General features: G+C 62.2%; 22 protein-coding genes. 12 read left to right on the plus strand and 10 right to left on the minus strand.

All coding sequences use genetic code 11. The features are described from left to right. Positions 1-116 precede the first annotated feature (116 nt). Positions 117-977: an alpha/beta hydrolase gene (locus PQQ95_RS26770; protein ID WP_408442756.1), complete on the plus strand. Its 861-nt coding sequence runs from the start codon at positions 117-119 to the stop codon at positions 975-977. 46 nt (positions 978-1,023) lie between these two features. Here the strand turns inward: PQQ95_RS26770 and PQQ95_RS26775 are convergent, their stop codons facing one another. Beyond that, positions 1,024-2,106 (minus strand): AI-2E family transporter, encoded by a 1,083-nt coding sequence (locus PQQ95_RS26775; RefSeq protein WP_408442759.1) that lies wholly within the window; start codon positions 2,104-2,106, stop codon positions 1,024-1,026. Positions 2,107-2,452: 346 nt separating this feature from the next. On the opposite strand from PQQ95_RS26775, the gene PQQ95_RS26780 reads away from it, so the two are divergent. Together PQQ95_RS26780 and PQQ95_RS26785 are read left to right on the plus strand one after the other, a co-directional pair. Then, positions 2,453-2,737 carry a DUF3331 domain-containing protein gene (locus PQQ95_RS26780; RefSeq protein WP_179741437.1) on the plus strand — a complete coding sequence of 95 codons (285 nt, stop codon included), beginning with the start codon at positions 2,453-2,455 and terminating at the stop codon, positions 2,735-2,737. A 379-nt stretch (positions 2,738-3,116) separates the two neighbouring features. Then, a complete protein-coding gene (locus tag PQQ95_RS26785; RefSeq protein ID WP_408442762.1) occupies positions 3,117-5,678 on the plus strand; it encodes an adenosylcobalamin-dependent ribonucleoside-diphosphate reductase in 2,562 nt (853 codons plus the stop codon). Between the two features lie 7 nt (positions 5,679-5,685). On the opposite strand, the gene PQQ95_RS26790 is transcribed toward PQQ95_RS26785, so the two are convergent. From PQQ95_RS26790 to PQQ95_RS26805, 4 genes are all read right to left on the minus strand, one after another. Continuing rightward, complete coding sequence (locus PQQ95_RS26790) at positions 5,686-6,636, minus strand: dimethyl sulfoxide reductase anchor subunit family protein (RefSeq protein WP_408442764.1); 951 nt, start codon at positions 6,634-6,636, stop codon at positions 5,686-5,688. 23 nt (positions 6,637-6,659) lie between these two features. After that, complete coding sequence (locus tag PQQ95_RS26795) at positions 6,660-7,415, minus strand: 4Fe-4S dicluster domain-containing protein (protein WP_408442766.1); 756 nt, start codon at positions 7,413-7,415, stop codon at positions 6,660-6,662. Positions 7,416-7,568: 153 nt separating this feature from the next. Beyond that, entirely contained in the window at positions 7,569-10,490 is a 2,922-nt protein-coding gene (locus tag PQQ95_RS26800; protein WP_408442771.1) for a molybdopterin-dependent oxidoreductase, read from the minus strand. Positions 10,491-10,635: 145 nt separating this feature from the next. Next, the gene (locus tag PQQ95_RS26805; protein ID WP_408442774.1) at positions 10,636-11,568 is read right to left on the minus strand and encodes a 2-hydroxyacid dehydrogenase; all 933 of its coding nucleotides are present in this window, start codon (positions 11,566-11,568) and stop codon (positions 10,636-10,638) included. 269 nt (positions 11,569-11,837) lie between these two features. Here PQQ95_RS26805 and PQQ95_RS26810 point away from each other — a divergent pair, with 269 nt between their 5' ends. Beyond that, positions 11,838-13,343: a sensor domain-containing diguanylate cyclase gene (locus PQQ95_RS26810; protein ID WP_408442776.1), complete on the plus strand. Its 1,506-nt coding sequence runs from the start codon at positions 11,838-11,840 to the stop codon at positions 13,341-13,343. Positions 13,344-13,459: 116 nt separating this feature from the next. Here PQQ95_RS26810 and PQQ95_RS26815 read toward each other — a convergent pair whose 3' ends face one another. After that, positions 13,460-13,783, minus strand: a complete 324-nt coding sequence (locus PQQ95_RS26815; protein WP_408442779.1) for a VOC family protein — start codon at positions 13,781-13,783, stop codon at positions 13,460-13,462. Between the two features lie 146 nt (positions 13,784-13,929). Here PQQ95_RS26815 and PQQ95_RS26820 point away from each other — a divergent pair, with 146 nt between their 5' ends. Continuing rightward, positions 13,930-14,376 (plus strand): DUF6196 family protein, encoded by a 447-nt coding sequence (locus PQQ95_RS26820; RefSeq protein ID WP_408442781.1) that lies wholly within the window; start codon positions 13,930-13,932, stop codon positions 14,374-14,376. A gap of 44 nt (positions 14,377-14,420) precedes the next feature. On the opposite strand, the gene PQQ95_RS26825 is transcribed toward PQQ95_RS26820, so the two are convergent. Then, positions 14,421-15,338: a LysR family transcriptional regulator gene (locus tag PQQ95_RS26825; protein ID WP_408442783.1), complete on the minus strand. Its 918-nt coding sequence runs from the start codon at positions 15,336-15,338 to the stop codon at positions 14,421-14,423. 138 nt (positions 15,339-15,476) lie between these two features. Here PQQ95_RS26825 and PQQ95_RS26830 point away from each other — a divergent pair, with 138 nt between their 5' ends. The 3 genes from PQQ95_RS26830 (at position 15,477) to PQQ95_RS26840 (ending at position 17,685) form a co-directional block, all read left to right on the plus strand. Continuing rightward, entirely contained in the window at positions 15,477-16,241 is a 765-nt protein-coding gene (locus PQQ95_RS26830) for an SDR family oxidoreductase (protein WP_408442786.1), read from the plus strand. Positions 16,242-16,314: 73 nt separating this feature from the next. Then, complete coding sequence (locus PQQ95_RS26835) at positions 16,315-17,106, plus strand: SDR family NAD(P)-dependent oxidoreductase (protein ID WP_408442818.1); 792 nt, start codon at positions 16,315-16,317, stop codon at positions 17,104-17,106. Between the two features lie 237 nt (positions 17,107-17,343). Continuing rightward, a complete protein-coding gene (locus PQQ95_RS26840; protein ID WP_408442789.1) occupies positions 17,344-17,685 on the plus strand; it encodes a zinc ribbon domain-containing protein YjdM in 342 nt (113 codons plus the stop codon). Between the two features lie 88 nt (positions 17,686-17,773). On the opposite strand, the gene PQQ95_RS26845 is transcribed toward PQQ95_RS26840, so the two are convergent. Beyond that, entirely contained in the window at positions 17,774-19,174 is a 1,401-nt protein-coding gene (locus tag PQQ95_RS26845) for a heavy metal sensor histidine kinase (RefSeq protein ID WP_408442790.1), read from the minus strand. Then, on the minus strand, positions 19,171-19,842 hold the full coding sequence (locus PQQ95_RS26850; protein WP_169490501.1) for a heavy metal response regulator transcription factor: 672 nt from the start codon (positions 19,840-19,842) through the stop codon (positions 19,171-19,173). Before PQQ95_RS26850 ends, PQQ95_RS26845 begins: the two co-directional genes overlap by 4 nt. Before the next feature lie 179 nt (positions 19,843-20,021). Between PQQ95_RS26850 and PQQ95_RS26855 the strand changes: the two genes are divergently transcribed. The 3 genes from PQQ95_RS26855 to PQQ95_RS26865 all read left to right on the plus strand — a co-directional run bounded on the left by PQQ95_RS26855 (position 20,022) and on the right by PQQ95_RS26865 (position 22,150). Next, a complete protein-coding gene (locus PQQ95_RS26855) occupies positions 20,022-20,663 on the plus strand; it encodes a hypothetical protein (protein ID WP_408442794.1) in 642 nt (213 codons plus the stop codon). A gap of 84 nt (positions 20,664-20,747) precedes the next feature. Continuing rightward, complete coding sequence (locus tag PQQ95_RS26860) at positions 20,748-21,380, plus strand: cytochrome b/b6 domain-containing protein (RefSeq protein ID WP_408442796.1); 633 nt, start codon at positions 20,748-20,750, stop codon at positions 21,378-21,380. Beyond that, entirely contained in the window at positions 21,377-22,150 is a 774-nt protein-coding gene (locus tag PQQ95_RS26865; protein WP_408442799.1) for a molybdopterin-dependent oxidoreductase, read from the plus strand. Before PQQ95_RS26860 ends, PQQ95_RS26865 begins: the two co-directional genes overlap by 4 nt. Positions 22,151-22,170: 20 nt before the next feature. On the opposite strand, the gene PQQ95_RS26870 is transcribed toward PQQ95_RS26865, so the two are convergent. Next, positions 22,171-23,199, minus strand: coding sequence for an AraC family transcriptional regulator (locus PQQ95_RS26870; protein ID WP_408442802.1), 1,029 nt, complete (start codon positions 23,197-23,199; stop codon positions 22,171-22,173). Between the two features lie 320 nt (positions 23,200-23,519). Between PQQ95_RS26870 and PQQ95_RS26875 the strand changes: the two genes are divergently transcribed. After that, positions 23,520-24,572 carry an NAD(P)-dependent alcohol dehydrogenase gene (locus PQQ95_RS26875; protein WP_408442804.1) on the plus strand — a complete coding sequence of 351 codons (1,053 nt, stop codon included), beginning with the start codon at positions 23,520-23,522 and terminating at the stop codon, positions 24,570-24,572. Positions 24,573-24,706: the final 134 nt, after the last annotated feature.

A 24,706-nucleotide genomic window follows, 5' to 3' on the forward strand; every position in this document is an offset into this window, starting at 1 on the left:
GCGGCGTGCCACTTACGCACCCGACGAATTACCACGACGCCGCTCGCCAATTTCCACTGCCAATGCTGATAGCATGACGGCCGCGCGCGACCTGCGCGGCGGCCTCTTACCCTGACATGCGTCTATTCCTACATTCCGCACTCCTCGCGCTATGCGCCGCTGTCGGCGCGCCGGCGAGCGCCAGCACCGTCATCAGCCGAAGCTTCCATTCCGAAGCGCTCGGCCGCGACTGGGCGTATACGATCTATCTGCCCACCGGCTATCACCACGACGCCGCGCGCATTCCCGTGCTCTACCTCCTGCACGGCAACAACGGCGACGCCAACGACTGGCTCACGCAAGGCCACCTGCAAACCACCGCCGACGCACTGATCGAGCACAAGGAGATACCGCCGGTTGCGATCGTCATGCCGCAAGGCGGCACCGACTGGTATGTCGATCGCAAGGAGAAGATGGAGACCGCGTTCTTCGGCGACCTGCTGCCCGAGATCGAAACGCGCTACGCGGTCGCGACGCAGCGTAGCGGGCGGGTGATCGGCGGCGTTTCAATGGGCGGCTTTGGCGCGTTGCGCTATGCCATGACGCAACCGGAGTTCTTTTGCGGCGCGCTCCTGCTAAGCCCCGCGATTTATACGAACGAGCCGCCGCTCGCTTCGGCGGCGCGCCGCGTCGGCGTATTCGGCGACCGGCAGTTCGATCCGCACGTCTGGCATGCGCTCAACTATCCGGCGCAATGGGAGCGGTACATGAGCCGGCCGTACCGCCTGCCGATGTTCATCGCCGCCGGCGACGACGATCTGGCGATCCAGGCCGACGCGTCGACGCTCTACACGCATCTTCGGCTGGCGGGGAATCCGGCGGCGCTGCGCATCATCGACGGCGGCCACACCTGGGATGTCTGGAGCGCGCTGCTGCCCGCCGCGCTGAAATACGCACTGGGTTGCGTCAAACCGCCGGCTCGCGATCAGGAAAAGTAACCCGGCGCATTCACCCCTCCTGATCGCGCCGGCAAGTTGCGTGCAACTATTGCACGAGGTCGGTCCACAGCACCATCAGCACGGTCATGAGCGCGGGCCCGATGAAGAGGCCGAGCAAACCGAATGTCTCCGCCCCGCCGAGAATACCGAATAGCACCAGCAGGAAAGGCAAGCGCGTCGAGTTGCCGATCAGCACCGGCCGCACGAAATGTTCGGCAACGAACACCACGACCGAGCCGAACACCGCAAGCCCGATGGCCCCGGCAACCGAGCCTTGCGAGAACAGCCACAAGGCCGCGAGACCGAACGTGATCGGTGCGCAGAACGGCAGCATCGCGGCGATCGCCGTGACGAACGCGAGCAGCGCGACGTGCGGCAAGCCGGTCACGAAATAGGCGACACCCATCAGCACCCCCTCGCCGAGCCCGACCACCACCAGCCCCGACACCGTGCCGCGTACGGCCGCGGCCATGCGCTCGAGCAGCTGCGCGCCGTCGTCGCCGAAACCGCGCCGCGCGCCTTTCATCAACGAGCCGGACAGACGCGGCCCCGCCTGAAAAATCACGAACAGCGTGACCAGCATGAACGCGAACACCATCACGCCGTGCGCCGCGCGCGCGCCGAAGTGGCGGCCGAGTGTCATCACCGTGGTGCTGTGCAGCCCTTTCATCGCCGCCGAGTCGCGCAGCGGCTGAGCGAGATTGGCCTGCCACCAGGCTGAAATCTGTTGCACGCCGAACGGCAAGCGCTCGATGATGACCGGCATCGGAATACCGTTTTCCTGCGCGATCTTGAACCACTCATTCATATCGCGAGCTTCGCGCAGCGCCTGGATGATGCCGATACTGATCGGCAGCACCACCAGCAATGCGATCGCGAGCGTCAGCACCGCAGCGATCAGCGTCGTGCGGCCCGTGAACCAGCGGCTGCCCTCCACCTTTTGCAACAGCGGCCACAGCGCGATCGCGACGACGCTCGCCCACGCCACCACAGCGATGAAATCGCGCACGACCCACACCGCCAGCAACACGAGCGCGATATACAGGACGAGTGAGGCCGCTTTCTGCTTTTTCGGGCAATCAGACGGTGTTGGCGATTCGGGCGGTGCTACGGGCGGGCGTGAAATCATGTGGACTCTTGAGATCTTGTGGAAATGCGCGCGTGACGACCAGAAAAATGCAAACCCGCTACACTTGCGTCGCACGGTGACTTCATCAATAACCACATCTTAAAGGAAGCACCGGCGCCCTTCGCCGGCGGCATGCTCGTCGCGCTGAGCACAACACTGCGTTGCAAAAATCCACGCTATCGCAAATTCACGCCGCAACGATCCCGCAAAGCCCCGTCGTTTCGGGTAAGCGTGAATGTCAAGTTTCATTGTTGCTATTTCGAGAACAGTGTTTCAACGGCGGCACAATGGCTATCCGGCGCGCACGGGACTACATTCGGCACACCACAATACGGAGCCGACAATGATGACCTTAGAGTCCATCCCCCTTGACGGAACCAATGGCGTACGCATCGAAATTCTCGAGCGCTCCGATACCACACTGGTGATCCGTTGGGTCGAACCAGGGCGTTGTCATTATGGCGAGCAGCGCTGGCGGCGACGTTCGGCGCATACGTCGGGAACGTGCGCGGTGACCCGACGCAAGATCCGCCGCGGCGATGCGGTATTCAAACCCGCTGAGCGGCCGGCGCCTTCCAATGCTTCCGCGATGATTTGTGCCGAAGTGTTGTGCGAATTGGCTGAAGCCTGACTTTTTTACCTCGACGACACGTGGCTGCCGTGCGCTTACGGCGCCTGTCGTCACAGGCCTCCCTTCCCTTTCCTGATCCATTCGCGCGGGCATTCGCTCTGCCGCGCTGCCTGTTTTTCCCGACCGCTTTCCGATACGACCTGCGCCACCCGTCGACGCTCTGCCGACAATGGCATTAAAAAAAGCCGCCGGCCCTGGCGGCACGTCAGTACTCTCCGGCCCGGCCCCAAAAGCCCGATTGCGGCCCTTGACCACGTGCGTTAAGGTGATCCTCGTTGCGCCAGGTCACCACGCCCGCCAGACGCGCACCGTTAAATGAATGCCCCGCATCCCAATCGAACGCGCCGCGGCTGTCGCGCGGCAAACGAAAGGCGACACCATGGCAGAAGACACGCACGACACCCGCGCCGCAGCGATTCCCTCCCACCCGTCGGTTGCACCGCAACAATTTTCGCTGGACGTGCTGCTCGAGAAATACGCCAAAGGCGACGAGCAATCGGCCGACGACGTATTCAAACGTGTCGCCCGCGGCGTCGCTCAGGCGGAACCGGAAGCACTGCGCGCGTCGGTGGAGGCACTCTTTGTCGACAATCTGCGGCACGGCGCGCTCGGCGCCGGGCGCATCATGAGCGCGGCGGGCACGGGCATCGCCGCCACGCTTATCAACTGCTTCGTGCAGCCGGTCGGCGACGCGATTCAGGGTGTCGACGAACAAGGGCTGCCCGGCATCTATGTCGCGCTGCTGCAAGCGGCTGAAACGATGCGCCGTGGCGGCGGCGTCGGCTACAACTTCTCCGCGATCCGGCCCAAGGGGGCCCGCGTTCATACCACCAGTTCGTCGGCGTCCGGACCGTGCAGCTATATGGACGTATTCGATGCCTCATGCCGCACCGTCGAAAGCGCCGGCTCGCGGCGCGGCGCGCAAATGGCCGTGCTCGATTGCAATCACCCCGATCTGATCGAGTTCATCGAGGCGAAACATTCGAAAGGCCGCTGGAACAACTTCAATGTGTCGGTGGGCGTGACCGACGAATTCATGCGCGCCGTCGAAGAAGATCAGCCCTGGCCACTCGTGCACCAGGCCGAGCCATCACCGGCGCTGCGCGCGGCAGGCGACGTGCGGCAACGCGAGGACGGTCTGTGGATCTATAGCGAAAGGCCGGCACGCGAGATCTGGGACCGCATCATGCGCTCCACCTACGACGTCGCCGAACCCGGCATCGTGTTCATTTCGCGCATGAACCAGGACAACAATCTGCGCGCGGTCGAAACCATCCGCGCCACCAATCCGTGCGGCGAACAACCGCTGCCGGCCTACGGCTGCTGCAACCTCGGACCGTTGAACCTCACGCGTTTCGTACTCGATCCGTTCGCGCAAATGAAAGGCCGCCAACCTTCGTTCGACTGGGACGGTCTCGCCAAACGCACCCGCGTCCAGGTGCGCTTTCTCGACGACGTGCTCGACGTCACACTGTGGCCGTTGCAGCAGCAATATGACGAGTCGCGCGCCAAGCGGCGCATCGGCGTGGGTTTCACTGGCTTAGGCGATACGCTGGTCATGCTCGGTCTGCGCTACAACTCGCAGGAAGGCCGCGACTTCGCGGTGCGCATTGCCCAGGTGATGCGCGACGAGGCCTATCGGGCGTCGGTGGAACTGGCGCGTGAGCGCGGTGCGTTTGAGTTGTTCGACGCCGCACGTTACCTGGAAGCCGGCACCTTCGCCTCACGTCTGCCGGACGACATCAAAGACGCCATACGCCGCGACGGCATTCGCAACAGCCATTTGCTGTCGATCGCGCCAACGGGCACTGTCAGTCTCGCGTTCGCCGACAACGCGTCGAACGGCATCGAACCCGCCTTCTCGTGGACCTACACGCGCATGAAGGTGATGGCCGACGGCGGCCGGGAATCGTTCGATGTCGAAGACTACGCCTATCGCCTCTACCGCGAGCTCGGCGGCGATGTGAAAAACTTGCCGGACTACTTCGTCAGCGCACTCGACATGTCGGCACGCGACCACCTCGACATGATGGCGGCCGTGCAACCCTACGTGGACACGTCGATCTCGAAGACGGTCAACGTGCCCGCGGATTATCCGTTCGAAGCGTTCGAAAGCCTCTACTTCGACGCGTGGAAAAACGGCCTCAAGGGTCTCGCCACGTACCGTCCGAATGAAACGCTCGGCGCGGTGCTGAGCGTCAGCCCGCCGCAAGCGGATGACACGCTGGCCGAAACCGATCAGGATCCGCTGCGGATCGCGATCGATCACCGGCCCAAGGGGGAATTGCCGGCAATCATCGAAAAGGTCGAGTACCTGACGCAAGCCGGCAAGAAGTCGCTCTATGTGGCGGTGTCGTTCATTGAAGTGACGGGACGGCTCGGCGGTGAAGAAGTCACGATCGAGCGCCCCATCGAGTTCTTCATTCCGACCGGTCAGCGCGACGAGTCGCAGCAATGGATCACGGCGACGATGCGTTCGCTGTCGCTCGCGGCACGTGGCGGTTTTGTCGCGCGCAACCTGCAGGATATGCGCAAGGTGTCGTGGGATCGCGGGCAGGTGCGGCTCGGCGAAGTGCAGCGTCTCGACGGCCATCGCACGCCGCGCTGGCATGATTCCGAAGTGGCCGCGCTCGCTTTTGCGATCCAGCAGATTCTGCATCGTCGCGGTTTTCTTGATGCTGAAGGCAACCAGGTGCCGTCACGGATGCTCGCGCGTTTGCCACGTGGTCAGATGAAGGCCGAAACGGCGTTGCCAGCGGATTTCGGCATCCGTCCGCCTCCTGGCGAGGCCGACGAAGCCGCCTTGTTGCAACCGGGCGGCATGCAAGGGTTGCACACCATGCTCGGCCGTAAATGCGGCTCGTGTGGGGCGAATGCGGTGATTCGCAAGGATGGGTGCGACTTCTGTACGGCGTGCGGTGAAGTCGGGGCGTGTGGGTGAGGCTATATCACCCCACTTTCGCGTAATACAGGTTTTGCGGATGCTTCGCCTCGGCGAAGAAAAACCACCGTTCCGCCACCAGCCCCGCGTATTGCACGAGACATGCAGCCGCCAGCAAACTGACGGAGACGCCGATCGACTGCAGGCGGGCACCCAGCACCATCAGCACGACAGGTGCGACAAACGCCGCCGCGAGGAAGCCCCACTTGACGCCGCGCAGCGTCCCCGCCGATTTGCCGTGGAAAAACTCGCGCAGATTGAACGCGCCGGCGGTGAAACCGCGCGAGACCTGCGCGAGCTTGGGGTTCCTGATGCCGGTTGCGCTCTGCACGGTGGACTTCGGCCGTAAACGCGCATTGCGCACGAGCGATGCCGAGCGGCTCGCGCAACCCGTGAGTGTCAGCACGCAGGCACAAATCGCGAGCCCCGCCGTCAGCGCGGGCGCGAACCACGCGGTCAACGCCGTCGCCAGCGTGAAGCCGGACGCGCAACCGAGCAGCACGAAATTGACCAGCGTGAGCGGCGTGGCCCATTCCTGCAGAAAGCGCAGGCATGCATAGATCATCGCCGAGCAGACGAACAGCGCGGCGCTTGCCAGCACGCCGAGCCAGCCTATCGCGAGCGACCACGGCGAGCCGAACTCATGCGCGACGCCGTAGAAAAACGCGCAGGCGAGAAACGCCGGCAGGCACAAACATTCACGCGACAGCCACGACGTCCGCCACATCGCAACCGCGCGCCATGCGCGCTCCGGATGCCCGAGATGGAAAAACGAGGCGATCAGTCCGAGGCCGCCCAACACGACCGCCAAACCCGCACCGATGACATAAAACCCATCCGCGGGCGCCGTGACGAGTCCCAGATACGACGCCGTCTCCACACCGACGAGCGCAATCAGCAGCCCCTGTGCCGCGCCGCTCAACGTCGTGAGAAAAACCACTGAAAAAGCCGGATTCATCGCGAGGTCCTTTAGTTCTTTATTTAGATACGCGTCGCCATCGACGCAAGATGCAGCTGGCCGTGTTCGAGTTGCGCATCAAGCGATTCGACCGATTCGGGCGCTGCCAGCGCCGTACCCGTGTCCTTGCACGAGCAGGCGCCGCTGCCGCAACCCGATGCCGACGTCGTGATGCGCGGCAAATAGTGATTCGCCGGTTTGGTGTTCCACTCAGGCATCAACTGATAACCGCCGCGTTCCTCGATTGCCTTCGACACCACCGACTCCGGATCGTGAATATCGCCGAACAGTCGCGCGGAGGTCGGGCATGCAAGCACGCACGCGGGTTGCCGGTCGCGTTCGGAGAGGTTTTCATCGTGAATGCGATCGACGCATAACGTGCACTTCGTCATCTCCTTGCGCGCTTCATCGAGTTCGCGCGCACCGTACGGGCACGCCCACGCGCAGTATTTGCAGCCAATGCATTTGTCGAAATCGACCAGCACGAGACCGTCTTCCTTGCGCTTGTAGCTGGCGCCGGTCGGACAAACCGGCACGCACGGCGGGTCCTCGCAGTGCAGGCACGACTTCGGGAAGTGGATCGTCTCGGCGTTCGGGAAGCAGCCCGCTTCGAAGCTCTGCACGCGATTGAAGAACGTGCCGGACGGATCGGCGTCGTAGGGATTCAGATCGGCGAGACTGCCCGACTCGCCCGACGTATTCCACTCCTTGCAACTCGTCACGCAAGCCTGGCATCCCACGCAGACGTTCAGGTCGATCACTAAGGCCATCTGAGTCATCAATCGCTCCTTTTCCCACGCGTAACCTGGGCGCCGCGTAGTTGCTGCTCGTGCATTACCTGTTCACTCGTCGCCCGCTACCTGTGCGATACGGGGTTGCTACGTGTACGCCGCTCGCAGTTGCCTGCTCACCGGTCACTTGCCAACCGTGTGCTATTTGCGCCCCACCGCACCGCGCAGCCGTGCCGCGAATTCGCCGCGTCCCGCGAAATAAGTCTGCACGACCCGCGATATCACGCCATTCGCTCCCGGCAACGCGGGCATCGTGCCGAACTGCGGCAGCGTATGACGCGCATCCGCTTCCGCCGGGTAAATGCGCACGCGCACGTCATACCATGCGGCCTGCCCCGTCACCGGATCCGAATTCGAGAGACGCGCGGCCGCTTCGTCGCGGCCCGGCAACTCGTCGGTGATGAGGTGATTGAGCAGGAAGCCGCGCTGCGATTCGTTCGCGTCCGCGCCGAGGTTCCACGCGCCCGCGGCCTTGCCGATCGCATTCCACGTCCACACCGTCCCCGGCTCGACGGTCTCGCTAAAGCGCGCCATGCAGCGCACGCGGCCCCATTGCGATTCGGCATAGATCCAGCTGCCGTCGGCAATGCCGTTTTCGGCCGCCATCAGCGGATTCATGTAGAGATAGTTCTCGCCATGAATCTGCCGCAGCCAGGCGTTCTGCGAATCCCACGAGTGGTACATCGCCATAGGCCGTTGCGTCACCGCGGCGAGCGGAAAACGCGTGAGATCGGTGGAATCGCTTTCGAGCGGCGCATACCAGAACGGCAGCGGATCGAAATATTTTTCGACCCGCGCCCGCAGATGCCCGGGCGGTTGCCTGCCGCTCGTGCGGCCCTGCGCGGCGAGCCTGAACTTCTGCATGACGTCGGAGTAAAGCTGGATCAGGATCGGCTCGCTGAATTTGCGGAAGCCTTTTTCGACGGCCCAGTCGAGATACGGCCCATTGCAGTTGCGCATGTATTGAAGCGTCTCCGGCAAGCGGTAATGGAACACGCAGTTGTTCTTTGCGTACTGTTCCCACTGCTGCGGATTCGGCTCGCCCACGAGCGCCTTGTCGCCGTCCTTGCCGCGCCAGCCGATCAGAAAACCCACGCCGGAATCCGGCGTTGTCGTGTGATTGACGACGAAGTCGGGATAGTCCCGAAAGCGGCGCGTACCTTCGGCCGTCGTGAAGGCGGGAAACTTGAGACGCGAAGCGAGTTCGATCAGCACTTCCTGAAACGGCTTGCATTGGCCCGTCGGCGGCACGACCGGCACGCGCACGGAATCCACCGGACCGTCGAATTCAGAAATCGGCCGGTCGAGCATCGACATCGCGTCGTGCCGTTCGAGATAAGTCGTGTCCGGCAGGATCAGATCGGCGAACGCCGTCATCTCCGACTGGAACGCATCGCACACCACGAGAAACGGAATCTTGTACTCGCCGTTCGCGTGCTTGTCGGCGAGCATCTCGCGCACCTTCATCGTGTTCATCGACGAATTCCAGGCCATGTTGGCCATGAAAATCAGCAGCGTGTCGATGGGATAGGGGTCGCCGCGCCATGCATTGGTGATCACGCTATGCATCACGCCGTGCACGGCGAGCGGATATTCCCAGGAAAAGGCCTTGTCGATGCGAACCGGACCGCCGTGCTCGTCGATGAACAGATCTTCGGGCGCGGCGGGCCAGCCGAGCGGACCGGCGGCGAGCGGCGTGTTCGGCTTGACGGCGTCCGGACTGTTCGGCGGTTTCGCCGACGGCGGCACCGCGCGAGGAAACGGCGACTTATGACGAAAGCCGCCCGGGCGGTCGATCGTGCCCAGCAGCGACATCAGCACCGCAAGCGCACGGATCGACTGGAAGCCGTTGGAATGCGCGGCCAGCCCGCGCATGGCGTGAAAGGCGACCGGGTTACCGGTGACGGTTTCGTGCGTCTCGCCCCACGCGTCGGTCCATGGGATCGGCAGCGTGATCCGGTGGTCGCGGCTGGTCTGAATCATTTCGCCGGCGAGCCGGCGAATCGTGTCCGCGGCAATACCGGTGATCCCGGCGGCCCACTCGGGTGTGCAGTCGGCCACGCGTTCGCGCAGCAACGCGAACGACGGCGTGACCGGCGTACCGTCCGCGAGCGTATAGCGGCCGTCCAGCGCGGGCGTCACGCCGGATGCATGGTGCGGCACGGCACGCGCGGCGGCGGCGTCCCACCAGAGATGGTTCTGCGGAAACAGGGGATTGCCAACCGGCCGATTCGGATCGCGCACGAACAGGCCGAAGTTTTCGCTGGCTTCGTCGAGATCGACCAGCTCAGCCGCGTTCGTATAACGCTGCACGAACGCGTGATCCCAGGCGTCGGCGGCGATCAGTTCGTGCAGAAACGCCATGAACAGCGCGCCGTCGGTACCGGGTTTGATGGGCACCCATTCGTCGGCAATCGCGGCATAACCGGTGCGGATCGGATTGATCGCGATGAAGCGTCCACCCGCGCGCTTGAACTTCGAAATAGCGATCTTGAGCGGATTCGAATGATGATCTTCCGCCGTGCCGATCATAAAGAAGAGTTTGGCGTTGTCGAGATCGGGGCCGCCGAATTCCCAGAACGAGCCGCCAATCGTATAGATCATCCCGGCCGCCATGTTGGCCGAACAGAAGCCGCCATGCGCCGCGTAATTAGGCGTGCCGAACTGTTTGGCGAAGAGGCCGGTGAGCGCCTGCATCTGGTCGCGTCCGGTAAACAGCGCGAATTTCTTTGGATCCGTGGCGCGAATCGTGGCGAGGCGCTTTTCGAGCACGTCGAACGCGACTTCCCACGACACGGGCTCGAACTGCGCACTGCCCCGCTCCGCGCCCGCCTTGCGCATCAAAGGCTGGGTCAGGCGCGCGGGCGAGTACTGCTTCATGATGCCCGACGCGCCCTTCGCACAGATCACCCCCTGGTTTAGCGGATGCTCGGGGTTGCCGTCGATATAGCGCACCTCGCCTTCACGCAGATGCACGCGGATGCCGCAGCGGCAAGCGCACATGTAGCAGGTGGTCGTCTTGATCTCGAGCCGTTCGTCCTGCGTGCGGGCGTGGTGTTCCATGCGGGATCTCCGTCGCGGCTCCGGCTGTGTCGAAGCGATGTGGGTTCGATACGGAGCATCCTATTCGCCACAGGCCCGCAAGGGAAATCGCGATTTGCGAGAGAAACTATCCGCTGCGCTGATGGTTTCAGTTTGCCTTCAAATGTCAGATCGGCGTCAACACCGCCTCGCCCGCGAAATGCCGCTTCGCATTGGCCAGGAAATTGTCGACCGAAGCCGTGATCGCCTCCGGCGAGCGGCCGCCCACATGCGGTGTCAGGACCACGTTGCGCAGGGTCCGCAACGCTTCCGGCAGATGCGGCTCGCCCTCGTAGACATCGAGACCCGCACCGGCAATCGCGCCGGCAGCAAGCGCGTCTGCTAAAGCAGCGGTATCCACCACACTGCCGCGAGAGACGTTGACCACGAAACCATCCGGCCCAAGTGCGTCCAGCACCGCCCGGCCAATCATATGGCGCGTACCGGCGCCGCCGGGCGTCGCCACCACCAGAAAATCGCACCACCGCGCAAGCGCCAGGAGACTGTCGAAATAGCGCAGCGGCGAACCTTCGCGCGGTTTGCGGTTGTGATAACCGATTTCCATCTCGAAGCCAGCGCCACGCCGCGCGACCTTCTCGCCGATATTACCGAGCCCGACGATGCCGAGCCGCTTGCCGGACACGTTCGGGCGCATCGGCAAGGTGTCGCGCCAGGCGCCTTCGCGGGTGGCCTGATCGAGGTGCGGCACGTCGCGCACCACCGCGAGCAGCAAGGCGAACGCGTGATCGGCCACGCAATGATCGTTGGTGCCCGCGCCGTTGACGAGCACGATGCCGCGCGAGCGAGCGTGGTCGACGGCGAGGTTTTCGTAGCCGGCGCCGAGCGCGCTGACAAACTCGAGTTGCGGCATCCGGTCGATTTCAGCAGTCGTCAGCCCGGTCGTGCCGTTGGTCAGCACGGCACGGATCGTCTCGCCATGCGCGCCGATCGCGGCGGCCCGTTGGGTGGCGTCGGGTGCATAAACGACGTTGAAAGCGGCCTCGATACCGGTGCGGCTTGCGCCTTGCAAGGGAATCAGAACCAGCAGGGATGGCTTCATGTCGGGCATTTTTTCTTAAGGCGGTGGCGGACGGGAGACGCGACGAGTGAGTGTAACAAGCCTCCCGCCGCCCCGCTGGCAGGCGCGTCGCAGGCGGCCGCAAGCGGAAAATCCGGTTGCGAACCGGCTGCCGCGCAGCCTAAAGTCCATCCGAACTCCGCCGTTATCTTCGTGAATGGACCGGCGCGAACAGAATGCGCCACGCGTCTTTCTTTTGAGCCGAACCGAAGCCGTCTTAGAATAGGCGGAACTCCGACCACGGGAATCTCATGCTGGACACCCTGCCACGCGGCTCAGCGCCCGCCAACGACGCCCCGCGGGAAGCCCCTTTGCGGGACGACTCCGAAATGTTCGAACTCGCGCCCGTCTCGCTCTGGCTCGAAGACTTCAGCGGCGTGCGCGCCTTATTCGACGCCTGGCGGGCTCAAGGTGTGACGGATCTGCGCGCCCATTTCGCCGAAGATCCGAGCCGGGTCGCCGAATGCGCGCACAGCATCCGCGTCATCAAGGTCAATCAGAAGACTCTGACGCAATTCGAGGCCGCCGATTTCGAAGCGCTCAACAACAATCTCGCCTCGGTATTCCGCGACGACATGCTCAAGACCCACCTCGAAGAGCTATGCCAGTTGTGGGCGGGCCAGCCGCAGTTCACGAGCCAGACGGTCAACTACACGCTCGGCGGACGGCGCCTCGACGTGCTGCTCAAGGGCGCCGTGCTGCCCGGCCATGAAGAACGCTGGGACCGCGTGCTCGTCTCCGTCGAAGACATCACCGAACTGGAAGGCGCGCGGCATCGTCTGACGCTGGCCGAACAGTATGTGCGCGGCCTGTTCGAATATTCACCGGTGTCGCTGTGGGTGGAAGATTTCAGCGCGGTCAAGCGCCTGCTGGACGATGCGCGCTCGGCCGGCATCAGCGATTTTCGCGTGTTCACCGACGTGCATCCCGAGTTTGTCGAGCGCTGCATGCAGGAAATCCACGTACTCGACGTGAACCAGCACACGCTCGACATGTTCGTGGCCAAAGACAAGAAAACGCTGCTGGCGCGCCTGCCCGACGTCTTCCGCGACGACATGCGGCCGCATTTCCGCGAGCAGTTGATCGACCTCTGGGACGGCAAGCTGTTCCAGCAGCGCGAAGTGCTCAACTATTCGCTCGACGGCAACGAGGTGCACGTGCACCTGCAGTTCTCCGTCTTGCCGGGTCATGAGAAGCATTGGGACCTGGTGCTGGTGGCCCTCACCGACATCACCGCGCGCAAAAAAGCCGAAGCCTACCTGGAGTTCCTCGGCAAGCACGACGTGCTGACCAAGCTGCGCAACCGCTCCTTCTACGTAGACGAGCTGAACCGGCTGGAGCGCAAGGGTCCGTGGCCGGTGACGATCATCATGGCCGATCTCAACGGCCTCAAACGCGTGAACGACCAGCTCGGCCACGCGGCCGGCGACGCATTGCTGCGACGGGCCGGCGAAGTTCTCGCTAAGGCAACGGATGCGCCTTTTCATGCGGCGCGCATTGGCGGCGACGAGTTCGCGATCCTGATGCCGGACACCGACGAGCGCGGGGGCGCCGCGATGGTCGACGCAATCCGTCAACTGGTCGATCTGAACAACCAGTTTTATCCAGGTTCACTGCTGAGTCTTTCGATGGGTGCGGCGACGTGCCAGCGTGGCGACCGTCTCGAAGCCGGCGTGCAACGCGCCGACCTGCTGATGTATGAAGAAAAGCACGCGCACTACGCGAACCGCCCGGTTGAGGGCGCGTCGGGCGAGTGACAGCCGGGTGCGTCACGCGTTGGTGCGGGGTTTTCGATTGTTGAAAACGCCGCGCCGCGCGAGATACGCCATCAGGCACAAGAATTTCTGTCACGCCCTGGCGGTCGATAGAAGCCTCAGTCTTTGTCAGTCCGCACCGCCTCGCCATACGTGCTGACGATCCGCCGATCCTGCTCCTCCGCCGAAAACCGCTCCCATTCGAGCCCGTTGACATCCTTGCTGTTCGAGTATCCTTCCACCTCGTCGTCTTCGAACCCGACGTGCCGCAGTTGCCCCGCTTTATCCGGCATTTCGTTGATCGAGAAATTAAGCAGATCGGTGCGCCACATGGCGTAACGGCCCGGCACGACCGCGGTGGGCGGCTGATCGAGACGGCGGGTGTAATCTTCGATCGACGCGTCGAGGCTGGCGACAGCCAGGGCGATATGGAAGCGTTTCATAACCGGTGTCCTGACAATTGGGGTGAGGTGTTTTCATCGTATCGGCGAAGCGCAGCCGCAACCAGTTGCCGGATCATCCCGGTATCCGCATTACCGGTTTGCGTCATGACAGTACGGACGCCCCCGAACTCATTCCCGGAGCAACCATGGTTGATATTTCACATGAAACCGTCGAACAAACGGAGCACCGTCTCCAACGAGTAATCACCGAGGCGCGATTGCGGATATACCCCGGCGCCTATACGTTCGTTGAATTTCCCCTGGATCAATTTCCCGGGGCTGTGCGGGCCGATGCACTTGCCCTGGTGCGAGACGACAACGTGTGGAGTCAGCTTGTTCCAAGTCACGGTGCGCAGAAGGAACTGTTCGGCATCTTTCGGTTCCATTTTCCAGCAGGTGCAGACAACAGTGGCTTCGTCGGCTGGCTAGCCACGCATCTCAAGAATCGATTTGGCACAGGCGTATTTGTGACGTGCGGACAGAATCATGCAGATGGCGGTATCTTCGATTACTGGGGCGTACCCGAGGCGCTGGCGGAAGAAGTGTTTGAGGAGATCAAGCGACTTGTCCATGGGCGTAGCCACCATCCATAAAACTTACTGTTGGTGGGAACTGCCGGGACGGCGGTGACACCTGCCTAATTTCCGTCATCCCGATCCCATGGCGGCGCCCCGCCGAACGCATCGACCAGGAAATCGATCATGACACGCACTCTGGCGCTCAGGTGCCGACGGCTCGGGTACATGGCGAGTATGTCGATCTCCGGCAAGCGATACTCAGGCAGCACGTGAACGAGCGTGCCGGCACGGAGATCGCCGCCGATCAGGAACGTGGGTTGCCAGATCACGCCTTGCCCGGCGAGCGCTGCGGCGCGCGCGGTATCGCCGTTATTCGTATGCATGTGGCAGTCGACCTTCACCGGATGAGTCTTGCCGCCACTGTCGATCAGTTGCCACTCGTCGCCGGTCGCCGCATAGGTGTACCCGATGCAGCGATGCCCGATCAGGTCCGCTGGGGCTGTTGGAATTCCGGCGCGAGCCAGATAGGCCGGCGACGCGCACAGAATGTTTTGCGATGTCGCCAGCTTGCGGGCTGCGTGGCTAGCCGAGCCGGCGCGCGAGATGCGAATGGCGAGATCGTAGCCTTCATCGACGATATCGACGACGCGGTCAACCAGCCCCACGTCGAGTTCGATCCCAGGATATTTCCGCATGAACTCGGGCCATAGCGGCGCCAGATACAGAATGCCAAAGCTCACGGGCGCATTGATGCGCAGGCGTCCGCGTGGTTCGACCGACGCGGATGACACAAGCCCCTCTGTCTCGGCGACATCGTCGAGGATGGATTTGCAGCGGGCGTAAAGCGTCTCGCCGCCCTCGGTCAGAGACAGCGTGCGTGACGTGCGATTCAAGAGGCGCGTGCCCAGGTGCGCCTCCAGTTCATTCACATAGCGGGTCACGTTGGCGGGCGACGTGCCGAGCGCATCTGCTGCGCGCGCAAAGCCACCACGGCTCACCACCGTCACGAAAACCTCGAAGGCACGCAGGCGATCCATGCAACCCTCCTATCATTCATAAAAACTGAATGATAGGAGCATTTTTTAGACCTTTCCGCCATCAGGACTGAAGCCTATATTGCTTTCACGGGCCAAAGCATAGGGCACTGGCCGACGCAAGGCATCAGGAGAGAGAACATGCAACGCTTGACGGGAAAAGTCGCCATCGTAACGGGCGCCAGTTCAGGAATTGGCCGCGCTACTGCCAGGCTGTTCGCGAAGGAAGGCGCCAAGGTGGTCATTGCGGCGCGCCGCGCGGCGGAACTTGAAACGCTTACCGCGGAGATAGTCAGCGAAGGCGGCGAAGCCGTGTATCTGGCCGGCGACGTGCAATCGGAGGACTTCGCGAAGGCGCTGGTCGCACTCGCAGTGAGCCGCTTCGGCCGTCTGGACATCGCCTACAACAATGCCGGTACGTTGGGCGAGATGGGCCCGACCACCGGCATTTCCGAAGCGGGATGGAATGCCGCGCTTGCAACCAATCTGACCAGCGCCTTCCTGGGAGCGAAGCACCAGATTCCCGAAATGCTGAAGCAAGGTGGTGGATCGATCATCTTCACGTCGACGTTCGTCGGTTACTCGTTCGCGTTTCCCGGCACTGCGGCGTACGCGGCGAGCAAGGCCGGATTGATCGGCTTGACGCAAGCACTCGCTGCCGAGTACGGCGCGCAAGGCGTGCGCGTCAACGCGGTGTTGCCGGGCGCGGTAGACACGGAGATGTATCGCGGCATGAACGACAGCAACGAATCACAGGCGTTCGTAACGGGACTGCATGCGCTCAAGCGCGTCGCAAAGCCAGAAGAACTGGCGCGTTCGGTGCTGTATCTCGCGTCGGACGATTCGTCGTTCGTGACCGGCACCGCCTCACTGGTCGATGGCGGCGCATCGATTACGCGCACGTGAACCTCCTGACGGCATCCGGCGTTCAAGACCCGGTGTCGCCATTTTTACTTCATGCATCGAAAGGAAATTACTCATGGACCTGAATCTGACAGGCAAACTCGCCCTGGTGAGCGGCAGCACAGCCGGCATCGGTTTCGCTATCGCTCGCACGTTGGCACGGGAAGGCGCTCGTGTGATCGTGAACGGCCGCGCCCAGTCATCCGTGGATGACGTGGTCGCGCAACTGAAAGCGGAGACGGGTAGCGACGTGCTGGGATTTGCGGGCGATCTCAGTACGGCCGCTGCAGCAGAAGAGCTCGCGCGACGCTATCCAGACGTGGAAATTCTGGTCAACAACCTGGGCATCTTCGAGCCCAAGCCGTTTGAAGATATCCCCGACGCGGACTGGCAGCGGTTCTTTGATGTCAATGTCTTGAGTGGCGTACGCCTCGCTCGCCTGTTTCTGCCTGCGATGAGACGTGCCGACTGGGGGCGCATCATTTTCATTTCGAGCGAAAGCGCGGTGCAGATTCCAGCGGAAATGATCCACTATGGGATGACGAAAACCGCGCAACTGGCGGTCTCGCGTGGACTCGCCGAAGCCGTTGCCGGCACGGGCATTACAGTCAACAGCGTGCTGCCGGGGCCAACGAAATCGCGGGGAGTGGGTGAATTCGTGGAGACCCTTGCAAAGGCCGACGGCAAATCGTTCGACGCGTTCGAAAAGGAGTTCTTCGAAAAGGTCCGCCCCACATCGCTCATCAAGCGCTTTGGTTCGCCGCAGGAAGTCGCGTCGCTCGTGGCCTATATCGCCAGTCCGCTTTCGTCGGCCACGACGGGAGCTGCCTTGCGGGCCGATGGAGGCGTCATAAAAAGCGCCTTCTAGACCCACGCCGGCATGGGACCGGCTTCGTCACATTGTTTCCTCGATCAATGGCCCGACGCGACCGGCCCGGCTGAAGCGCTCCCTTTGTGAGCGACGTAACGATCAGGCATGGGCCGCGCTGACCTGCATTCACGCGCGGATGTGGTGATTGATCGCGTCTGACGATGGAACAACTCGTCCGGTATACTGCTCGCCCCTGAAGTTATCCGCGCTCCGCCGCGGTCTGGAAAGAAAATCATGTCGACGATCCCCGCGTGCCCGCAATGCGCAATGGAAAACACTTACCCGGACGGCGACAACTACGTCTGCCCGGATTGCGCACACGAGTGGCCCATGACCGCTGCCGCGAGCACGGATGAGACCGACGAGCGCGTCGTCAAGGACGCCAACGGCAATCCGCTGGCCGACGGCGACGCCGTCGTGCTGATCAAGGACCTGAAAGTGAAAGGCTCGTCGATTACGCTGAAAATGGGCACCAAGGTCAAAAGCATTCGCCTGGTCGGCGGCGATCATGAAGTCGACTGCAAGATGGACGCAGGCAACTTCATGTTGAAGGCTGAGTATCTGAAGAAGGTTTGACGCATCCGGTCCGTGCAGGGCCGGCCTGCTACGATCTCTGCGTGTGCTGCCATGCGCCGGACACGACCTCAGCCCGGCAGGCAGCCGGCTAGGCGCGCGGAAAGCGCAATTCGAAACGCACCACGCCCGGCGCCGGACACACCACGCGCGCCGTGCCACCGTGCAGATGCATGATCGCTTTCACAATCGCAAGTCCCAGCCCGTTCGATTCGGTGAACTCGCTGCGCGCCGCGTCTCCACGGTAGAAGCGATCGAACAGGCGATCCAGTTGCTCGCCAGGAATCGGTGCACCGTCGTTTTCCACCACCACGGTAGCGCCCTGTTCGTCCTGCGTGCCGCTCAAACGCACCACCGTATCGCCCGCACCGTATCGCACCGCATTGACGACCAGATTGTTGATCGCCCGCCGGCATAACATGGGATTGACCGACGCCACACCTTGAGCCTCGACGGTAAAGCGCATGCCCCGTTCGTCGGCCGGGCCTTCAAAATAGTCTGCGATCCTGACGAGTTCGTCGCGCAGATCGACCGGCTCACGATCGATGGACAACGCGGCATGGTCCGCGTGCGCGAGAAACAGGATGTTCTCCGCAATGTGACTCAAACGGCTCAGTTCCTCGAGATTCGATTCGAGCAGTTGCTGATATTCATCGGCATCGCGCGGTTTGGTGAGCGTGACCTGGGTCTGGCCGATCAAGGCGCCCACCGGCGTGCGAATCTCATGCGCCAGATCGGCGGAGAACTGCGAGAGGCGCTGATAGCCGTCGGCAAGACGGTCGAGCATGGCGTTGAAAGCATGCGTGAGCTGGCGCAATTCGACCGGCGCGGCGCCGCTGTCGAGCCGCACCGACAAGCTCGCCGGGCTGATCTGCGCAGCCCGCGTGGCAATCTCGCGCACCGGCCGCAGCGCGCGGCGCAGCACATAGTAGGCGAGCAACGTCGCCGCTAGCATACCCATCAGCATGGCCAGCACGATGCGATTGCGGTACGCGGCCAGCATCTGCACTTCCTGGGTCATTGGATGCGCGGCGATCACTTCGATCTCACTACCGTCCTCACGCGCTTTGACTGCGGCGATCGCCCAGTGAACCGGCACACCGTCCGGCAGCATAGTCTGGCGGATGTCCGGGAGTGTCGGCAAGCGGTCCTCCGTGCCGGGCTGCAGAGCAGGCACCGCAACGTTGGCGGGATTCACGTCGATGAAGGGCGCTTCACCCGGACGGCGAAACAGCAGCACGTCTTCCTCCCCGCCGAGCATGCTCTCGAACAGCAAGGGCCGGCTCTTCAAATCGCTGACCGAGTAGAGATCGCGCACGATGCGGCTGAAATGCTCGACACGGCCGGTGAGCACCAGGTCCGCGCGGCGCTGCAACGACAACTCAGCGGAATGATAGAAATACACGCCCAGAGTGCCGATCACCACGCATGCAATCGAGGCGAACAGCACCGTGGTGCGCGCCGTCAACGACCATTCGGTCCACAGTTTCATGAGCCGTCGCCGAAGGTGTAGCCGATGCTGCGCACCGTATGAATCAGCTTCTTCTCAAACGGATGATCGACCTTGGCGCGCAGCCGTTTGATGGCCACGTCGACCACATTCGTGTCGCTGTCGAAATTCATGTCCCACACTTCCGAAGCGATCTGTGTGCGCGACAGCGCTTCGCCCTGCCGGCGCACCAGCAAGTGCAGCAGCATGAATTCCTTATTGGTCAGCGGAATCTCAACACCTTCTCGCGTGACCTTGCGGCGCAGGACGTCGAGCTTGAGGTCGGCGATCTCGAACACATCGCTCTCGCGGATCACGCCACGGCGCAACAGCGTGCGAATACGCAATACCAGTTCGGTGAACGAAAACGGTTTGACGAGGTAATCGTCGGCGCCGAGTTCGAGGCCGCGGATACGGTCGCTGACGTGATCGCGCGCGGTCAGGAAAATCACCGGCAGATCACGCCGCGCTCGCAGCGCACGCATGATTTCCCAACCGTCGATGCCCGGCAGCATCACGTCCAGCACCACGAGGTCATACGCGTGTTCGAGCGCCATATGCAGGCCGTCCGTGCCGGTGCGCGCGAGGTCGACGGCATAGCCGCTCTCACGCAACCCTTTCTTCAGGTAGTCGCCGGTTTTCGGGTCGTCTTCAATGACGAGGATGCTCATGGTGCCTGGTGCTCCAGCCCCGCGCGCAGCATTGGGCGTGGGTCATGGACGTGGATAGGGTGTCCATTCTACGTGGCCGCGGCGCGCCGTTCATGACGTTTTTGTCATCCATCCGTCACCCGCCGGAGCCGTTCGCGCACCTAACCTGACGCTATCCTTCACCCACCCAGAGCAGACTCATGAAGATTGCCTCCGCTAATGCCGCTCATGCAATACGCGCCTTTGCCGCTCCCGTGCTCGTCGCCGCCTCATTGTTCGCAGCAGGATCCGTCGCACAAGCTCAGACCGCCGCACCCACCGGTGTGCGTGGCACGGTGACCGCGTTCTCGGGTGACGTGCTCAAGATTCACACGCGCGACGGTAAAGACGTCGACGTGAAGCTCGCCAAGGACACGCCGATTCGTGGCGTAACCATTGCCGACGTGAACGACATCAAGCCGGACAGCTATGTCGGCACTGCCGCGATCCCGCAGCCGGACGGCACGCTGAAAGCGCTCGAAGTGCACGTATTCCCCGCCAGCATGCGTGGCTCCGGCGAAGGTCATCGCCCATGGGACCTCGGCTCGAACAGCACGATGACCAACGGTACGGTGGGTTCGCTCGTGGTCAGCAACGGCCGCACGATCACGGTCAAGTACAAGGACGGCGAAAAGAAAATCGTGATTCCGCAAGACGTGCCTATCGTCGCGCTCGAACCCGGTGACCGCGCGCTGTTGGTGCCGGGCGCTAAGGTCGTGCTGTTTGCCCACAAGGAAGCCGATGGCACGATGGCGGCGAATTTCATCTCCGCAGGCGAGCACGGTGTCACGCCGCCGATGTAATACGGCCTGCCGGTAGCCGTTCGAACAGCCGCGTGCCTCGATGACGCGGCTTTCAATTTCCACCCTGCTTCACCCCTACGCACCATGCCCGAACCGCAAGCGCGCTTCATCGTTCACCCACTCGTCGTACGAATCACGCACTGGATCAACGCATTTGCGATGGTCTGCATGGTGATGAGCGGCTGGGCGATCTATAACGCGTCGCCCTTCTTTCCGTTCAGATTCCCAGTGTGGGCAACCGTCGGCGGCTGGTTGGGCGGCTCGATTGCCTGGCACTTCGCGGCGATGTGGCTGCTGTGCGCGAACGGTCTGCTGTATCTGGCGTATGGCATCGGGCGTGGGCATTTCCGCCGCAAGCTATTGCCGGTCTATCCGCGCGATGTCGTACACGACGCCGCGTTAGCGATGCGGTTCAAGCTGCCGCACGATACCGGCAAATATAACGCGGTGCAGCGCGCGCTCTATCTCCTCGTATTGCTCCTCGGCGTGTTGCTGGTCGCGTCCGGGCTTTCGATCTGGAAGCCGGTGCAATTCTCGTGGCTTACCGCCCTGTTCGGCGGCTTCGATTTCGCGCGTCGCGTGCATTTTGTCGCGATGGCCGGTGTGGTGGGGTTTGTCGTCGTGCATCTGACGTTGGTGCTGTTGGTGCCGCGTACGCTGCTGCCGATGTTGACCGGCCGCACCCGGCCATCCACGCACGAAAGGAGCGAGGCATGAGCGAATCAGAACGCAAAGACTCGCGCGGCACGCGCATTGTCCTCGCCGACCATAAACCGCAAATCGAACGATTGCAACGGCGCCTGTTCCTACGTTCGTCGCTTTCGATCGGCGCGCTGGCGATGCTCTCGGGCTGCAACATGCAGGACGGTGATTCGGTCGACAAGGTCTTGTGGGCCATGTCGCGGTGGAACGATCGCGTGCAAGGATGGCTGTTCGATCGCAACAAACTCGCGCCGACCTATTCGGCGAGCGAGATCACCGATCCGTTCCCGTTCAACGCGTTCTATCAGGAGTTCGACGCGCCGGATATCGACGGCTCGACGTATGAACTGGAAGTGTCGGGTCTGGTGTCGGACAAGCGCACGTGGAGTCTCGATCAACTGCGTGCGTTGCCTCAGGTTTCACAGATCACGCGGCACATCTGCATCGAAGGATGGAGTGCGATCGGGCAATGGCGAGGTGTGCCGTTTCGCACGTTCCTCGAACGTATCGGCGCCGATCTGAGCGCCCGCTATGTCGGCTTCAAATGCGCGGACCGTTATTACTCGAGCCTCGACATGGCCACCGCCTTGCATCCGCAAACCCAACTCACGCTCGATTTCCGTAACGCGCCGCTGCCGGCCAAATACGGCTATCCGCTCAAGCTGCGTGTGCCGACCAAACTGGGCTTCAAGAATCCGAAGCACATCGCGGCGATCTTCGTGACCAACACGAACCCCGGTGGCTATTGGGAAGACCAGGGATACAACTGGTTTAGCGGGCTATAACGCTTCCTGAGCGCGCCCGCTCATACCGCAGTCACATAACGCGCGACCGGCTGAACCACGCGCGGCGGCGGCGCATCGTACACGGTACGCATGCGCTTGACTTCATCGACCGGGCTCAGGCCGAACAGACGCTTGAACTCGCGGCTGAATTGCGACGCGCTTTCGTAGCCGACGCGCGCCGCGGCGGCGCCTGCATTCAAACCATCCTGCACCATCAGCAAACGCGCGTGATGCAAACGCGTGGTCTTCACGTATTGCATCGGCGAGGTCGCCGTCACGGCCTTGAATTGCGCATGAAAGACGGCGAGGCTCATACCCGCTTCAGAGGCGAGCGTATCGACGTCGAGTTGCCCGTGATAGTCGGCATGAATACGCCTTAGCGCCTTGGCGATGCGGCCGAAATGATTCTGATGCGTGAGCGCCGCACGAATCGCATCGCCCTGCTCGCCCGTCAACACGCGATAGCAGATTTCGCGGACCACGCCTGGCGCTAGAATGCGTGCGTCGAGCGGCGAGGCTAACGCTTCCATCAAACGCTGCACGGCATTGCTCAAGGCGGGATCGAGCGGCGTCGAATAGATGCCTAGCGGTTCGTTGTGCGCGGTGCCCTGGGTTTCATTCAGCGCCATCAGCAACTCGGCCACCATGCTCAAATCGACGCGCACCGAGATGCCGAGGAACGGCTCTTCCGGACTCGCCTCGGTTTCGCATTCGAACGGCAGCGGCACCGATAGCACCAGATATTGCTGCGCATCGTACTGGAACACCTGACCGCCGAGAAAACCGCGCTTGCGGCCCTGACAGACAATCACGATGCTCGGCTCGTACATCACGGGCATACGCGGCATGGGACTATTGGCGCGCATCAGATTGACACCTTCGAAACTCGACCGCGTGATACCCGGTTTGGGCGCGAGCAAATCGAACAACTCGACCAGACGCTGCTGGGCAGGATCGACCGGGTCGCGATCGACCGGGCCTCCGGCGGTCGGGGCGTGCTCGGCCGGATCACGCGTGACGGATGCGGGTTCGGATGAACGGGATGACATGACGGTATAGTGACGCGCAAGAGAATAATGCTTGAAATTTAGCACCAAACGACCTACTGCGCTCATCGCCAGGAGTTTTAGGCAAACCTTCAAGATATTCAGGTATTCCCCCATTCGCCCCCGGCTCCTACTATGGGAACCCTGCCGGATCATCCCGCTCCGCGCTGCGCCGGGCTCGGTTGCCCGTTCACCGTTTCGGTGAATACGTCGACCACCGCCTGCGCAGTGATCCCGGTTCACAACAAGGTTTGGCCGCATCGGCGACGCGCGTCGCCCATCGCCGGCGCCTTGCGACATCACCCTCTTTGCTGGAGTTACCCATGAGCACGACTTATGCCTATGCAGCGACCGACGCCACTGCGCCGCTCGCCCCGTTCGAAATCCAGCGCCGGGAATTACGCGCCCATGACGTGCAGATGGAAGTCCTGTTTTGCGGTGTGTGCCATTCAGATTTGCATCAGGCACGCAACGAATGGAAGAACACGGTTTTTCCGGTGGTGCCGGGCCATGAAATTGTCGGCCGCGTGACGGCGGTCGGCCCGGACGTGACGAAGTACAAGACGGGCGACCTGGTGGGCGTGGGATGCCTGGTCGATTCGTGCCGTACGTGTGCGAGTTGCGAAGAAGGTCTCGAGCAGTATTGCGAAAACGGTTTTGTCGGCACGTACAACGGCGTGGACCGGGTTGACGGACAGATCACCTACGGTGGTTATTCGACGCAATTGGTGGTGGATGAGGCCTTCACGCTGCGCGTGCCGGTGAATCTCGATCCGGCGGGTGTAGCGCCGTTGCTGTGCGCGGGTATCACGACCTATTCGCCGCTGCGCACGTGGGGCGCGGGTCCGGGCAAGAAGGTCGGGATTGTCGGCCTTGGCGGCCTGGGTCACATGGGCGTGAAGCTGGCCCGGGCGATGGGCGCGCATGTCGTGTTGTTTACGACGTCGCCGTCGAAGATCGAAGATGCCAAGCGGCTGGGTGCGCATGAGGTTGTCATCTCGAAGAATGCTGACGAGATGAGCGCGCATGCCAACAGCTTCGATTTCATTCTGAATACTGTGGCAGCGCAGCATGATTTGAATCCGTTTTTGAGTCTGCTGAAGCGTGATGGGACGATGACGCTGGTTGGTGCTCCGGAGCATGATCATCCGTCGCCGCAGGTGTTCAATCTGATTTTCAAGCGGCGGCGCCTGGCTGGGTCGCTGATTGGTGGGATTGCCGAGACGCAGGAAATGCTCGATTTTTGTGGCGAGCACGGGATTACTTCGGATATTGAAGTGATTCCTATGCAGGGGATTAATGAGGCTTATGAACGGATGCTTAAGAGTGATGTTAAGTATCGGTTTGTTGTTGATCTGGATTCTTTACGGAAGTGATTTTTTTGCCTGTGAGGCGCTTTTTTTTGCGCCTTGTAGGCAGAAGTGGTTTTTTGTCTGTTTGCCTACGGCGTGGGCGTTTGCTTGATCTGTTTTTTTCTGTTTGTTTTGGGGTCTGGTTGATTGCCTATGGT

It is taken from the genome of Paraburkholderia caffeinilytica, from assembly GCF_046030355.1.
In the GTDB taxonomy this organism is placed as follows: domain Bacteria; phylum Pseudomonadota; class Gammaproteobacteria; order Burkholderiales; family Burkholderiaceae; genus Paraburkholderia; species Paraburkholderia caffeinilytica_B.